This is a genomic window from Pseudobutyrivibrio xylanivorans, assembly GCF_010906925.1.
Classification (GTDB): Bacteria; Bacillota; Clostridia; order Lachnospirales; family Lachnospiraceae; genus Pseudobutyrivibrio.
On the sequence record NZ_VTVE01000003.1, the window covers coordinates 227,802 to 243,560 of the forward strand.

The following is a 15,759-nucleotide window of genomic DNA, read 5'->3' on the forward strand; positions in this document are numbered from 1 at the left end:
CAATGACAGTTGGACAGCAGATGTACGATTTTGCAGCAGAGCTTTTTCCACTTAATCGCAGCATCACTGGTGAGGGCGTGCGCCAGACACTTAAGATGTGCAGCGATAGGATTGCTGAGGCTGACGGAGTCGGATTTGAAATAAAAAATGTAGCTAGCGGTACAGAGGTATTCGACTGGACTGTACCAAAGGAATGGGCTATTAGAGAGGCCTATATCGAGGATGAATCTGGCAATCGCATAGTGGATATGGCTGTGAGCAATCTACATGTGATGGGCTATTCTACACCTGTTGATGAGTGGGTGGACCTTGATGAGCTTAAGGAGCATGTGTTTACACTGCCAGACCAGCCAGACATTGTGCCTTATGTTACTAGCTACTATAAGGAGCGATTTGGATTTTGTATGAGCCAGAAGCAGCTAGATAGTCTAGCACCTGGCAAGTACCACATGTACATAGATTCAGAACTTTTTGATGGCAACCTCACATACGGAGAATTAGTGCTTCCCGGTGAGAGCGATGAGGAGATTTTCTTTTCTACATATGACTGCCATCCATCTATGGCAAATAACGAGGTCTCAGGACCTGTGCTGATGTGCGAGCTTATTAAGTATGTTAAGTCACTTAAGAATCGCCGCTACACATATAGATTTATCATCATTCCAGAGACAATAGGTGCTATAACATATCTTGCTACAGGTGACCACCTGAAGCATATGAAGGAGCACATTGTTGCTGGATTTAATATCTCATGTGTAGGTGATGACAGAGACTATTCCATCGTACATAGTAAGTATGCAGATACACTTGCAGATAGAGTGCTTTCAAATGTATTAAAGAGTCACACTGATGGGAAATACAGCGACTATAGCTTTTTAAAGAGAGGGTCGGATGAGAGACAGTACAACTCAGCAGGGGTAGACCTTCCTGTAGTATGTTTCTGCCGTAGTAAGTTTGGCGAGTACCCAGAGTATCATACTAGTGCAGATGATATGACACTTATTAGCCCAGAGGGATTCCAGGGTGGCTATGATGTGATGACTCAAGTGGTAGATGCTCTTGAGTACAATCGTATATACGTTATGACTCAGCCATGTGAGCCACAGCTTGGCAAGCGTGGACTTTTCCCTACAGTTAGCAAAAAGGGAAGCTACGATGCTGTTATGGCTATGATGTATTTCATGACCTATGCAGATGGTCGCAATGATTTGATTGGCATTTCAGAAATCACAGGAGTTCCTGTAAAGGAGCTTACTGAGATAGTGGACAAGCTCTATGCCAATGGACTGATAAAGATATTGTAATTAGTCGAGGATATAATGACAGATATAGAACTTCTTAATGATATAAAGATAAAACTTAATGAAATAGGTGTGAGGGCAGGTGACACAGTATACGTGGCATCTGATATCACTGGGCTACTTTATCTTGCCAAGACAGAGTGCGATGTTAAGATAAAGCAGCGGGATGAGTTTTTAAATAAATTCGTAAATACGTTACAAGAGATGGTTGGTCCAGAGGGCACTCTGCTGTTTCCTGTGTTCTCATGGGACTTTTGCAGAGGTAATGGATTTGATATCCGCAGTACTAAGGGCGAGGTAGGAGCACTTAATAACTGGATTCTTAAGAATAGAGAGGATTTCATCCGTACAAAGCATCCTATGTATTCATTTTTAGTCTGGGGCAAATACGCCCATAGACTTGCTGCTATGAACAATCAGGATGCCTGGGGTGATGCAGGTCCATTTACTTTTCTTAGAGACAATGATGGCAAGCAGCTCTTCTTTGATATTCAGGCACATCAGGGCATCACATTTGGTCACTATGTTGAGCAGTGTGTGGATGTTCCATATCGCCATCCAAAGTATTTCTTTGGTAGCTATACTGATAAAAATGGCGTCACAGAGACTAGATGCTACAGCATGTATGTACGTGACTTGAATGTGATGCAGGAGATTAGCATTACCAACGAGTGGCTTATAGAAAATGGGGTTGCAGCAGGGGCTGAGAGTCATGGATTGACCCTCACATACTGTGATTTGGCAAAAGCATATCCCCTATTGTATAATGACATGAAAAATAATAACGGAGCCAATACTCTATCCTTTGAAAACTATGAGCTAGACTGGAGTAAGGAAAAGACTATTCCATTTGAGTTAGGTGGATTGGCGTAGGAGATAAAATGACTAGAGAAGAAGTATTAGTAAAGATAAACGAGATTTTTAGAGATGCATTTGATGACGAGAGCCTTGAGGTAAGTGATGCAACTACCGCAAATGACATTGCTGATTGGGACTCACTGATGCAGATGAACCTCATCGAGATGGTAGAGGATGAGTTCGGATTCCAGTTTAGTATGGATGAGGCAGCAGGTCTTAAAAATGTAGGCAGCATGGTAGACGTAGTCTTAGCACACTGCTAATTTGTTAAATAAAGGGTGTAGATTATGGATTGTTTTAATTATCCGATAGACGTAAAAACACTGAGAAGGAAGAAGGCCTCTATAAGGCGTACCCTTTTAGAGCAGCCTAATCTTATAGAAAAGAAGATAGCAGTTCTGGGTGGTTCCACCACAAATGAGGTGGTTGACCAGCTGGAACTGTTTTTGTTGTCTTATGGAATAAAGGCAGATTTCTATCAGTCAGAGTATGGAAAATACTGGGAAGATGCCATGTTTGGCTCTCCAGAGCTAGATGGATTTGAGCCTGATATTATATTTATCCACACCAATTGGAGAAATATAATTGATTTTCCACAGATGAACATGGATAAAACACAAGTTGATGATATGCTTGAGGCCGAGTATCAGCGATTTGAGGGAATGTGGCAGAGACTATCAGAGAAATTCAACTGTCCTATTATCCAGAACAATTTCGAGCGTCCAAACTATAGACTTATGGGCAATCGAGACGTTTGGGACTATAGAGGCAAGGCAAATTTCGTTTCTCGATTGAACCAGAAATTCTATGAGTATGCTAATGAGCACACAGGATTTTACATTAATGATATTGATTATCTGGCAGCTGATTTTGGCATTTCTCAGTGGAACGATGCTAAATATTGGAACATGTACAAGTGCATAAATATGGATGCCATTACATATATTGCTCAGTCGGTAGCCTTCATTATTAAGTCTATCTACGGACGTAATAAAAAGGTGCTAGCACTTGATCTTGATAACACTCTCTGGGGTGGCATCGTAGGTGATGACGGTGTAGAGGGAATCAAAATCGGACCAGAGGTTCCACAGGGACAGGTATATGCCGAGTTTCAGCAGTACTGCAAGAATCTTAAGGATATAGGTGCGGTGCTTGCAGTAGATTCTAAAAATGAAGAGGCAAATGCCCTGGCAGGTCTTAATCATCCGGATGGGGTTCTTCGCCCAGATGATTTTGTAGACATCAAAGCAAACTGGGAGCCAAAGGATAGAAATCTGGAGCAAATGGCATCTGAACTGACACTTGGCGTCGATAGCTTCGTATTTGCGGACGATAATCCTGCAGAGCGAGAGATTGTATCAGCTCAGCTTCCTGGAGTAGCAGTTCCTGCTATGGATGGAGCGGAAAATTATATTAAGGTACTAGACCACAGCGGATATTTTGAGGTTACTAATCTATCTGCTGAGGATATGAAAAAGACAGATATGTATCATGCAAAGGCTGAGGCTTCAAAGGCCAAGGCTGCATTTGCAGATTATAGCGAGTATCTTAAGAGCCTAGATATGAAGGCAACCATCACAGGCTTTGAGCCTATAATTGTACAACGAGTTTCTCAGTTGACAAATAAATCAAATCAGTTTAATCTTACAACCCTCAGATGTAGCGAAGATGATATCAGAGCTATGGAAGAGTCAGATGACTATATATGCATGGCTGGCCGTCTTGTAGACAAGTTTGCGGACAATGGAATTGTCACTATAGTGGCTGGCAAAATAGTAGGGGATGCACTGGATATTAGTCTGTGGCTTATGAGCTGCCGAGTACTTAAACGAGGCATGGAGGACCTGATGATGAATCAGCTTGTGGCTGAGGCCAGAGCAAAGGGCATTAATAAAATTGTTGGACATTACTATCCAACACCTAAAAATGCCATGGTCCAGGATTTCTTTGATGACTATGGATTTAGTCTGACTGACACGGATGACGCTGGAAATAAAAAATGGGAGTTAAATGTTGGGGATTATAGTGAGAAAGTGAGTTATATAGAAAATGAAATCCTTGACAGAGAAGTTCAGTAGTTTTAAGAAGTATGTTTGGGTAGCAATTTTCGTTGGCATGTTAGCCTATGTTAGCTACCAGTATTTGTTTGGCAAGATTATTTATTTTGCAGCAGATGCCAAGACCGAGTTTGAAGCGTCAAAAGGCTCTGTGACTGTAGATGAGGAGGGTGCAGCAGGCTCTATTATATATGGCCATGCAGTATATCTTCCAAAGGGTACATACAAGATTGTAATCGATGGCGCCAATAAATCAGAGGAGAATACCTATGATTTCTTCTCAGCCAATTACGACAAGGTCTATGGCCAGGGGGTATTTGAGCCTGGCAAGAAAATAAAGCTTACCTTGGATGAGCCAATAAAGGACCTAGAGGTAAGAGTTTTCTACGGAGGCGATGGCAAGGTAACTGTATCTAGAGTTGCCATCACAAAAGTAAAGACTGTTGCCGACTATATAAAAGTATTTGCAGGCATTGCCGTGGCTACAGCTATTGCATTTGCCCTATATATTTGGCGAGAGAAGAAGGCTGCAAAAGTAATTTGTAGAGTGCTTGAGGCCGTAGCAGTAGCTGGATTTATCATTTTCCAATATCTGTTTGTAGAGGCTCTCTACAATGGAAGCACTCTATTTGATGCAGAGGTTATCTCGTTTTTAGCGAAAGATAGACCGGGCTACTATGTAATTGCAAACTTAGCAGGCTTGGCACTTCTAAATATAATCCTGTTGATGGCAGTGAAGCTGTACTCTATCTACATCCCTCTGGGGGTGCTTTTATCAGGAGTATTTGCACTGGTTGGATACAACTATTACGAGATGAGAGGCGAGGCATTTACTTTCTCCCAGCTACAGATGGCTGGGGAGGCTGCCAAGGTCGTTGGTGGATATACAATCGTCATCCCAAAGCTATTTTGGATTAGTCTGATTGTATCTATATTGGTAGCAGTATTGCTTTGGAAAAAGCCAGTTATTAATAATAGGTACGTGCGCTTGGCTGGTTTAGGCCTTGCCACATTATCATTTGGTCTCTACTTACATAATCTGGATGATTATATCGTGAAAAAAGAGGGTGAGACTGTTGTCTTAAACCTCCAGGAGTACTATACAAGCAACGGATATTTTGTAGGTACTATGAAGGCTCTGCCTAGAGAAATACAGGCTCCAGATGGATATTCAGAGGAATTTGTTGATACATTTATTGCGGACAATGGAATAGGTTCGACAGCTTTTGATGGCGAGAAGCCGGATATAATCTACGTCCAGTGCGAGTCCCTCTATGATATGTCAAAAATATATGATTGCAAGTGGAATACAGATCCCCTCAACTATCTACATGAGCTAGATGAGGATTTCTACGTAGGAGACCTTGTAAGTCCTCAGGCTGGCGGTGGTACGCTGAATGTAGAGTATGAGATGCTTACAGGCTATCGCCACTCTAACACAGGAGGATTTCCTCTCAACAATCAGATTTCTGATGGGGAGACATCACTTGTCAGCATTATGAATGACATGGGATATGAGACTGTAGGTCTGCACACCAATACAGGTGAGTTCTACGATAGAAGAACAGGATACGGCTATCTTGGATTTGATAGGATGATTTTCTCTGAGGAGCTTGGTGATACACCTGAGGAGTACATGACAGGCGCATGGGCCAATGATTTATATGCCTATATCTCATTGATAAATGACTACAATAATCGTGATAAGTCAAAGCCATATTTTGCCCACGTTGTGACAACTCAGAATCACGGTGCATACAGCTACTCATTCCACGGTGGTATCGAGATAGACATGAATACAGACATTCCTGAGAACAAGGAATTAAAGAACTATCTGAACCTAGAGGCAGCCTCTATGGAAGAGCTGAAGGCTCTCTTAGAGTACTTCTCGGCAGTTGATAATCATGTGATTATCGTATTCTGGGGAGACCACTGCCCAGCTCTCAGATATTTTGGAGTAAATCCAACCAGCACTGAGAAGATAATCCAGGAGTACCAGACACCTATTTTAGTTTGGAACAATTATGGCGCTGAGTTTGATTTCGGCGCTGACGTGCCAGCATACAGATTTACACCTATGTTTTTAAGCCAGCTTGGCATGGCAACAGATCCATATATGAACTATGTGGCTACTGCTGATGTACCTACGGTGGTATCCGGAAATATCAGCATCGACCCAGAGACTGATGAGATGATAGAGCTTACCGACGAGCAAAAGCAGGTGCTTTCTAACATGTGGATGATGCAGTACGATAGGATGTATGGAGAGAAGTATTCGGTGAGGTAAAATATTAAATAGAAGGAGCCTAAATTATTTAAGGTCTTCTTTATAAAAAAGGCCGCGGCGTGAGCCGCGACACTTTATCTTCACCATGAAATGAGAGCCCGTTGGTCGGGTTCTTATTTAGTTTATAAAAATATATAGACAAAATGAGATATCAAATTTTAGACAAATAAAAAGGCGCCGCTATAATAATGGTTACCACACAGGCAACTTATGCAAAAAATAAACGCACATCATTATAGGCTTACACGCCTAAATTTCTTATTGGAATTATATTCTACTATGTATATCGGAAAAAGGCAAGAAATAATTAATTACTTACCAAATTTCGCGGGTGGAAAGATGATTTTGTGATGTAATATGGGTTTATATAAGTCATAATAGAGTGAAAGGTTGTATTCATAAAATGAATAAACCGAGTTAGCAACATAATCAGCGGCTTGTACCGAATAAGCATCTGCAGCATCAGAATCTTTACTTTGAAAAGTAAAATTAATGTCATAACCTTTTTCATATATAAAGTGAAGTTGCAAATACTCATTTAATGAATTGACTGATCCAACCTTAGTAGTGTGATTGTCGTAAATTATATTTATGGTTTTGCCATTATCTTTAGAGCTTAATAGATAATCTAAAAGCAATCTCATTAAATAATTATAAAATATATTTTTTTCTTTAAGTAATGTAGGTTTAATATGAGATAAATCAGCAACTATATACGAAATTTTGATATCTTTTTTTGCCAAAGTCTCCGCAATATGATATTTAATGCATGGATAGGCGTCTTTGGCCTTTATTTCATGAGAATGCAGAGTAGCTAAATCAGGAAAGATATTTTTAGCTTTTCCTAATTTACGTTTCATTACATGGTTTAAAGTTTTATAATTTGTCGTTTCAACACAAGCGATAACAAAATATCTACCAGTTGAACCGAGATTTCCTGATTCATCGAAAATAAAATACTTTTCAGAATTCATTACACACCCCTGAAACATATGTTTGGTAAAGCTATGATATCAAAGAAATGATTAATTTACAAGAGCTAAAATGGGTAGGAGAAGAACTTCCAGATGATTTCATCTGCTCTATCTGTAAGCATCCAAAGGCAGATTTTGAAAAGATTGTAAGATAGAAAAGAATTGATGAATTAACAATTTGGTTGAGCACAACTTAACTTGCTAAATCCCTTATAATTACATATAATTACCTACAGCTAGTGACTGATTATTTACAGGTTAATAATTAGGATATAGATCCTGCGGATACACCTGTTAAGGCACTAGCTGTTTGTTTGTATACGGCATTATAGTGAGCTAGATAAATTTTGAATAATAACAGGCTGAAAAATTAAAATATATAAACTGATATAAGTCGAGAGAAAAAACATGCAGAAGAAAATATCCTTAGTAGTTTCAGTGTATAACGAAGAAAAAGGAATAGAGGAATTCTACGGTGCCACTACCAAAGTAATGGAAAGTGTTGTTAGTGATGGGAAATGGGACTATGAGCTGATTTTTGTCAACGATGGAAGTCTTGATGGCAGTCTTAATCTTCTCACTAAATTTGTAGCAGCTAATGACAAGGTTAAGGTAGTTAATTTTGCCGTTAACAGAGGTCATGAGGCGGCTATGATAGCTGGAATTGACTATGCAAAGAGTGATGCTGTGATTTGTATGGATGCGGATTTACAACACCCACCAGAGGTGATTCCTGAGATATTAAATAAGTTTGATGCTGGATACGATGTAGTATCTATGGTGCGAACAGGAAGAAAAGATGGAGGTATTTTTAAGAAAGTCACCTCATCAGCCTTCTATCGAATTATGAACAAAATGTCTAAGGCAAATTTTGAGAATAATTCGTCGGACTTTTTTGCTATCTCTAATCGTGTGGCTATGGTGCTCAGAGAGGATTATAGAGAACGAGTTAGATTCTTAAGAGGCTATGTTCAGAATGTGGGTTTTAAAAAGACTACTGTTGAATTTGAAGCGGGAGCAAGAGTAGCAGGTGAGAGCAACTACAACCTGAGGACTTTGGTGAAGTTGTCTCTTAATGCAATATGTAATTTTTCTGACGCACCGCTTAAAATAGGCATCTACGCAGGAATAGTGTCTCTGATAGCAGCCTTCATTTTGATGATTTATTCTGTAGTGCAGTTTTTCCTTGGAAATGCGCCAGATGGTTATTCGACTATAATAGTGGTATTATGTATCATGTTTGGCGTTCTGTTTATGATACTGGGATTTATATCAGAGTATTTGGCTATTATATTCCTAGAAGTTAAGGGGCGTCCTATCTATATAGTAGAAAGCATAATTCAAAAGGATAATATTGATGTTAAAGACAATAAAAGCGAAGATTAGAAATACTTCTCCAATGGAAAAAGACCTAGGATTAGTATTTGTAATAAGTTTTATAAGCATAATCATTTCCATGTTTACATTTGGACTCACTTTTATCCATTCCGATAATGCGGTTGAGATTTCAGCTATTCGTGCAATTGTAAAACATAAGGATATATTTCCTGAGCAATGGATATATGGAAATGGTGATATTAATCTGATGAGAATTCAGATTTTTCTTATGCTGCCATATTTTCTAATTGGAAACTTGCCTGTAGCAAGAATGATTGGTACATTGCTCATTATTATTTTTGCAAGTATAGCAATCATCAATATGTGCAAGCGTATTTTTAAAGACAACTCTTGGCTGTTAGCTATTCCGTTGTTTTCAGTTGTGGTAAGTGGAGTAAATGCTAGAGATGTAATTATCTACTCTGGCATGTATACATCTACAATACTATGGATTACGTTACTGCTGACTCTGTTTTTTGAGATTAGACAGGAGTCTGCAAATATAAAGAAAAAAGTTGCTTTTTGTATTATAGAAGCGCTTGTTTTATCTGGTGGCTTGAGATGGGCTGCTGAGATTACACTTCCATTTTTATTACTGGTATTTATAGATGGATTAGCAAAATATAACGATAAAAGCGTAGCTAATTTTTTCAAGAACATATATAAAAATTTATTGTACATACTGATTCCATCAGTGATAGGCTTTGGCTTCTTTAAAGTGTTAGGACGCAAGCTTACTTTTTTTGTAAGCCAGTCAAATGATTTGGTGCTTCCTGATACATTAGAAAAGCTAGGGAAAAATTTCCTTACAGTATTCAAAAACTTTTATCTTTGCTTTGGATATTTTGGAGGATCTTCTATCGCATCAATAAAGGGCCTGGCAACATTGGTAGTGTTTGTGGCATGTACTTTGATTTGTTTCATATTGCCTATTTCACAATTGATAGCAATAAAAAGAGAGAATGAATCTGTAAGATTTTTCCTTATTTATGCTTATCTTCATAATGTTATTCTTTTGGTGATTGCGATTTTTACTACTAAATTAAACGATTACCATATTATTACAGTAATATTTGTTGATGTTTTGATTTCTGCAAGATATGTTTATGCATACTTTTTGAACAAAAAGACGATGATTAGTGCAGGTATTGCAGCATCATTTGTTTTGGGAGTAATTGTATGCGTTTGTAGCATGCTAGAAGATTCGATTGGCTGGCATAAAATATATCAGCGTCAAAGAGAATTTGCTAATACAATAGCTGAAAAGGGTCTCGAGAAGGGCTATGGCTCATTTTGGAATGCATATGCTAACGAAGTGTATTCTGATGGGAAATTGAGACTTGGAGCGATTGTGGTAGATGAATACAATATCGCTACATACGAGTGCCTTGTAGATAAGACAGTCTATGAAGATGATGATTGTAAGACTTTTTTAATTCTTGATGAGAATGAGAATCAGGAATATGGCCTTATAGAGTACTATTTTGAAAAGCCAATCGATGATTGGTTCGAAGAGGATGTACCAGTATTTAATCAAAGAACAAAAAAGATGGAGAATCATAGACTCCATGTTTTAGTATATGATTATGATATATGCATCCGTTTTAATAATGGTGTATTTGATGGCGTAGTAAAGCCAACAGAAATGGTATTCAATTCCGAGGGTGAGAAGACATGGGAATATATCCTGATGGATAATGGGGGATTGGTTCATGGTCCATATACTCCTATCTACAAGGGGAAATACACTGTGACAATCCAGGGAACTAACGTGGATAATCTAGATATAGATTTCTCTACAGGATTTAAAGATGCTCTTTCATATAAAGTTATTGATAAAACTGATAATGGAGTAGTTGTTAGCTTGGATGTTAAAAAATCGGTAGATGATTTTGATGTAGTGCTTGAAAATAATACCAATGATGAAATCATATTAAAAAATATGCTTTTTGTGAAAAACTAGTTTGGAATATATTATGAAGAAATTATTAGAGAATAAGTATATAGAGAACTTTTTTCTGGCAGCGATGTGTGCGACAGTTTTCACAATGTCCCTATGCTACTGGATTCTCGAACTCACATACAAATATAATCAGAATACAGACTCATTTGTTGATATCAATTGGGTGGCAGGAGCGGGACTGATTATATCTGCCTATTTTCTTTTTCGTAAAAAGCGGATAGATATGGATCCAGCAATTTTGTTATTGTTGCAAGTGGCAGTATTACTAGCTGTTGTAGATTACAATAATGGCGAGTTTATTAAAGTGTGTTATGCTTGGTTTCTGCCAATCTCATACATATGTGGTAAGCTAGCTATTACCTATGATGATAAAATCATTAGCAATACTATAGACATTGAAAAAGATAAAAGAGTCGTAGAAAAAAGGACACTTCTAATTGTAGCGGCGCTTGTTATAGGTATGTTTTTGATTTCCTTTTCTGACTTTTGGCCTAACTGGAAAAGTGGATGGGCTTTTGGAACAGAAATATGGAGTTCTGCCTGGGCAGAAAATACAACTGCGAGAACTACCTTTGGTTTGGGATTTGTTCCTACCATAAGCATTTGTTTTATTATATTTTTTATTTATAAAAAGCATATTTTCCTATCGCTAGTAATACTAGTATCAAATATTGTCGTTCAGTACATATCATATAAGACAGAGGGTCGTACATTTATGATGATGCTTCCATTGGCTGGTATGGTGATGGGCTGCATGGCGCTCTATGATAATTGGAAAACAATAGATAAGAGAAAGAAGACACTGATAATTTTAGTACCATGTCTATTGATTGTACTTGGGGTTATCGCTTTTTATGCTAATGCATTTGGAATTCAGGATAGATATAATAATTCTTTTATGTCAGCAGGCGGTGGTTTTTTAAGAAACGAGAGAATCAGATTAAACGTAAATGCGATTAAAAACATTATAGCTTATCCCACAGACAATATTCATACACGATATGGACTCCATACAGGACATAATATAAGCATTACTTTTGGAGCAACTTATGATGTGACTATAATGATTTTGGTTGTGTTAGTTCGATTGTTCTATACAATTGAGGCTTTTAAGATGGCTTTTAACAAGAATATAGGATTTATAAAGTATATACTTTTCCCTATATTTGTTAATTTAAATATTTATTATTCTCTGGAGCCAAATGCAGCATGGGCTAGAGAATATTGGATGGCTGGACTATTAATAAGCGGTATGATTGCAGGATGGAACAGCAAGGGGAGTATTAGGAAAGGTTAATCCGCATGAACATTTTTAGCAAAATAAAGCACTGGCACAAGGTAGCATGGTTTTTGGTCGCATACGATTTTATTACAATAATTGCGGCTTTTTTCCTTGCGCTTTGGTTTAGATTTGATTGTAAATACTCGCTGATTCCGGACTATTATTTTATTCCGTACAAGCAGATTATATTACCATATGCGGTGCTCACAATACTTGTATATTATTTCTTTGGCCTTTATCGTAGTATTTGGAGATTTGCCAGCTTCTTTGAACTTAAGAAGCTTACTTATGCATGCATTACTTTGTTATTTATCAAGGCCTTTGTAGTCACTTCATTTGTCACTAGAATGCCTATCTCATACTATGTATTTGGTATAGGATTTCAGTTTTTGTTCTCTGTAGTGATTAGATTTTCCTACAGATTCATTTTGCTATTGAGAGATAGTAGAGCGGGCACAGAGGTTGAGAAAAAGGTAATGATTATTGGTGCAGGAGATGCTGGCCGAATGATTATCCGTGATATTAACTATGTTAACAATGGCAAGAACCATGCCAAGGTAGTATGTATCATCGATGACAACCCTAACAAATGGGGACGCTACATTGATGGCGTAGAGGTCGTTGGTAATCAGGACAAGATTCTTGCGAACGTAGAGAAGTTTGGAGTAAATGAAATTTATATCGCCATTGCCAATATTACTCCTAGCCGCAAGCGTAATCTTATCAATATTTGTAAGGAGACTAATTGTGTAATCAAGCAGCTTCCTAACATCTACGCGGAAAAGGCTGCTATTGTCAGTGTAGGTAGCCTTCAGAATATTACTATCGAGGACGTGCTTGGGCGAGATATTATTGATATCCATCACGAGGGCGTAGCCAATCAGCTGAGAGGCAAGGTAGTACTTGTTACTGGAGGTGGCGGTTCTATTGGCTCGGAGCTTTGCAGACAGATTGCAAAGTATGATCCAAAACAGCTTATCATTTTTGATGTATATGAGAACAATGCCTACGATATACAGCTAGAGCTTAAGAAGAAATTCCCTGAGCTTAATCTTGTGACACTGATTGGCTCTGTCAGAGATACAAGACGTCTTGAGAATGTTTTTGAGAAGTATCGTCCTAATATCTGTTATCATGCAGCAGCTCACAAGCATGTACCTCTTATGGAAGACAGCCCATGCGAGGCTATTAAAAATAATGCAGTAGGTACATACAAGACTGCATATGCTGCTATGAAATATGGCTGCGATAGATTCGTGCTTATCAGTACAGACAAGGCTATTAATCCTACTAATGTTATGGGTGCCACAAAACGTATATGCGAAATGGTCATCCAGACATTTGATAGAATGATTAGAGAAGGTAGAGTAGATGAGATACCTATGCTATTTTCTCATTCTGATGACAATAAAGATGTGATAGCAAAACAAGGTGGAGTAGAGAAGCCTCACACAGAGTTTGTAGCAGTGCGTTTTGGAAATGTACTTGGCTCTAATGGTTCGGTTGTTCCTCTTTTTAAAAAGCAGATAGCTGAGGGAGGTCCAGTTACAGTTACCCATCCAGATATCATCAGATATTTCATGACTATTCCTGAGGCAGTTAGTCTAGTGCTTAAGGCAGGCTCTAATGCAAGCCATGGAGAGATATTTGTTCTTGATATGGGTGAGCCTGTACGCATAGCAGACCTTGCTAAGAATATGATTGAGCTTGCTGGATACAAGCCTGATATCGATATAGAAATCAAATATGTAGGACTTCGTCCGGGAGAGAAGCTATATGAAGAAAAGCTTATGGATGAAGAGGGCCTCAAGAAGACTGATGACAAGCTCATCCATATAGCTGAGCCTATTCAATTTGATTCGGCTGAATTTATCAATGAATTAAATGATTTGATGTATTTTGCCTATGAAAATGAAGATGAGAAGGTGCTTGATATCATCAGAAAGACAGTGCCTACTTATACAGGTTGATTAATTTTTGATGAAAAAAATCTAAATAATGGCAGGAGTTTGCTTGTGAAAAAAATTCTGGTTACGGGAGCCAATTCCTACATTGGCAAGAATTTTATAGATTATGTTAATAGCTTGGGTGATTTTAAAGCCCAGGCTATTTCTGTTAGAGATGCTAGTTGGAAAGAGGTAGATTTTGGTCAATATGATGTGGTCTACGATGTGGCAGGTATCGCTCATATAAAAGAGACTGATGAGAATAGACATCTATACTATGAGGTCAATCGAGACTTAGCGGTGGCACTAGCAAAAAAAGCAAAAGAAAATGGTGTAAAGCAGTTTATATATCTTAGTTCCATGAGTGTATTTGGTATGATAGAGGGACATATAACAAAGGACACTCCAACGGGGCCAGTGAATGCCTATGGTAAATCCAAGCTGGAGGCAGAGCGTCAGATAATGGCTTTGGCGTCATCTGATTTTGTTGTGACAATAGTCCGACCTCCTATGGTCTATGGACCTGGCTGTAAGGGAAATTACCAGCTGCTTAGGAAATTTGCTCTTAAGATAAAGGCCTTTCCAAATGTAGATAATCAGCGCAGCATGATTAGCATAGATAACATGTCTAGGGCTGTGGTAGGGATGATAGAGCATCCGAAGACTAGTGTATGGCATCCACAAGATCCTGAGTATATCAGGACCTACGATATGGTAAAATCTATTACAGAGGAAGAGGGCACCAGGTTATTTACAATCAGAGGATTTAACTGGCTAATAAAGCTGCTTACAAAGCGCATAGGTGTCTTTAAGAAAGTATTTGGTAATCTTACATACGATATGGAGATAGATAAACATTGAAAAAAGAGCAGGGAATGGAAAATGCTAAATATATAGCTGGATTAGTATCCATTGTTATGCCTATGTACAATGCTAAAAGATTTATAGCAGAGGCAATTGAGTCGGTGCAGAAGCAAGACTACGATAATTGGGAGTTGCTAGTAGTTAATGATGGCTCTACAGATGGATGCGAAAAACTAGTTACTGAGATAAGCATACAGGATTCGAGAGTTAAGCTTATAAACAAGGAAAATGGTGGCGTTGCATCGGCAAGAAATGCAGGTATCGAAGCGGCACGAGGTCAATATATAGCTTTTTTAGATAGCGATGATAAGTGGCTAGAAGGAAAGCTAAGTAAGCAGATATCTTTTTTACAGAGAAGCAGTGACGCGGGAGAGCGAAGACAGTTTTGTTATGGAGCTACCTCATTTATGACTGAGGATGGGACTCCACTGGAAAAATGGTGGCCTGTGCCAACAATGGTTGACTATAAAAAACTGCTCCATGCTAATGTAATACCTTGTTCAACAGTGCTGATAGATAGAACCGGACTACAACCATTTTATATGCCTAATCAAGGTCACGAGGACTATGCTACATGGCTGACAGTTCTTAGGGATAATAGGATAAAAGCTTATGGTATAAATGAACCATTATTTATGTACAGAAGGTCATCTTCGGGGGTTAGCAGCAGCAAGTTTAAAACACTCAGTTGGACGTGGCATGTCTACCATGATAGCCAGGGGTTTAGCTGGCTCAAAAGTACCTGGTGCTTTTTGAGATTTGAGTGGTTGACAGTGTGGAAGTATTTACAAAGATAACATAGTATTGGGATTTTCATTTAGTAAAACAAGAGGAGGTATCATTATGGGAG

12 protein-coding genes are annotated in these 15,759 nt (G+C 38.4%); 11 read left to right on the forward strand and 1 reads right to left on the reverse strand.

What is annotated here, in order from left to right; translation table 11 throughout:
- Nucleotides 1-2: 2 nt before the first annotated feature.
- From F0Q01_RS10380 to F0Q01_RS10400, 5 genes are read left to right on the forward strand one after another with little or no spacing between them, the layout of a single operon-like run.
- The gene (locus tag F0Q01_RS10380; protein ID WP_205467979.1) at nt 3-1,304 is read left to right on the forward strand and encodes a DUF4910 domain-containing protein; all 1,302 of its coding nucleotides are present in this window, start codon (nt 3-5) and stop codon (nt 1,302-1,304) included.
- A 15-nt stretch (nt 1,305-1,319) separates the two neighbouring features.
- Nucleotides 1,320-2,174, forward strand: coding sequence for an AAC(3) family N-acetyltransferase (locus F0Q01_RS10385; RefSeq protein ID WP_090488692.1), 855 nt, complete (start codon nt 1,320-1,322; stop codon nt 2,172-2,174).
- A gap of 8 nt (nt 2,175-2,182) precedes the next feature.
- Nucleotides 2,183-2,422 (forward strand): acyl carrier protein, encoded by a 240-nt coding sequence (locus F0Q01_RS10390; RefSeq protein ID WP_090488694.1) that lies wholly within the window; start codon nt 2,183-2,185, stop codon nt 2,420-2,422.
- A gap of 24 nt (nt 2,423-2,446) precedes the next feature.
- On the forward strand, nt 2,447-4,237 hold the full coding sequence (locus F0Q01_RS10395) for an HAD-IIIC family phosphatase (RefSeq protein ID WP_090488697.1): 1,791 nt from the start codon (nt 2,447-2,449) through the stop codon (nt 4,235-4,237).
- Nucleotides 4,209-6,503 carry an LTA synthase family protein gene (locus tag F0Q01_RS10400; protein WP_090488699.1) on the forward strand — a complete coding sequence of 765 codons (2,295 nt, stop codon included), beginning with the start codon at nt 4,209-4,211 and terminating at the stop codon, nt 6,501-6,503. The genes F0Q01_RS10395 and F0Q01_RS10400 overlap by 29 nt, the downstream gene beginning before the upstream one ends.
- A 311-nt stretch (nt 6,504-6,814) precedes the next feature.
- Here the strand turns inward: F0Q01_RS10400 and F0Q01_RS10405 are convergent, their stop codons facing one another.
- A complete protein-coding gene (locus F0Q01_RS10405) occupies nt 6,815-7,477 on the reverse strand; it encodes a DUF3800 domain-containing protein (protein ID WP_090488700.1) in 663 nt (220 codons plus the stop codon).
- A gap of 408 nt (nt 7,478-7,885) precedes the next feature.
- Between F0Q01_RS10405 and F0Q01_RS10415 the strand changes: the two genes are divergently transcribed.
- From F0Q01_RS10415 to F0Q01_RS10440, 6 genes are read left to right on the forward strand one after another with little or no spacing between them, the layout of a single operon-like run.
- Nucleotides 7,886-8,863 (forward strand): glycosyltransferase family 2 protein, encoded by a 978-nt coding sequence (locus F0Q01_RS10415; RefSeq protein ID WP_090488702.1) that lies wholly within the window; start codon nt 7,886-7,888, stop codon nt 8,861-8,863.
- Complete coding sequence (locus F0Q01_RS10420; RefSeq protein ID WP_090488704.1) at nt 8,835-10,817, forward strand: hypothetical protein; 1,983 nt, start codon at nt 8,835-8,837, stop codon at nt 10,815-10,817. Before F0Q01_RS10415 ends, F0Q01_RS10420 begins: the two co-directional genes overlap by 29 nt.
- A 13-nt stretch (nt 10,818-10,830) precedes the next feature.
- Nucleotides 10,831-12,114 (forward strand): hypothetical protein, encoded by a 1,284-nt coding sequence (locus F0Q01_RS10425; RefSeq protein ID WP_090488706.1) that lies wholly within the window; start codon nt 10,831-10,833, stop codon nt 12,112-12,114.
- 5 nt (nt 12,115-12,119) lie between these two features.
- Nucleotides 12,120-14,069 (forward strand): nucleoside-diphosphate sugar epimerase/dehydratase, encoded by a 1,950-nt coding sequence (locus tag F0Q01_RS10430; protein WP_090488708.1) that lies wholly within the window; start codon nt 12,120-12,122, stop codon nt 14,067-14,069.
- A 45-nt stretch (nt 14,070-14,114) separates the two neighbouring features.
- The gene (locus F0Q01_RS10435; RefSeq protein WP_090488710.1) at nt 14,115-14,906 is read left to right on the forward strand and encodes an NAD-dependent epimerase/dehydratase family protein; all 792 of its coding nucleotides are present in this window, start codon (nt 14,115-14,117) and stop codon (nt 14,904-14,906) included.
- Nucleotides 14,903-15,706 carry a glycosyltransferase family 2 protein gene (locus tag F0Q01_RS10440; protein WP_090488712.1) on the forward strand — a complete coding sequence of 268 codons (804 nt, stop codon included), beginning with the start codon at nt 14,903-14,905 and terminating at the stop codon, nt 15,704-15,706. The genes F0Q01_RS10435 and F0Q01_RS10440 overlap by 4 nt, the downstream gene beginning before the upstream one ends.
- Nucleotides 15,707-15,759: the final 53 nt, after the last annotated feature.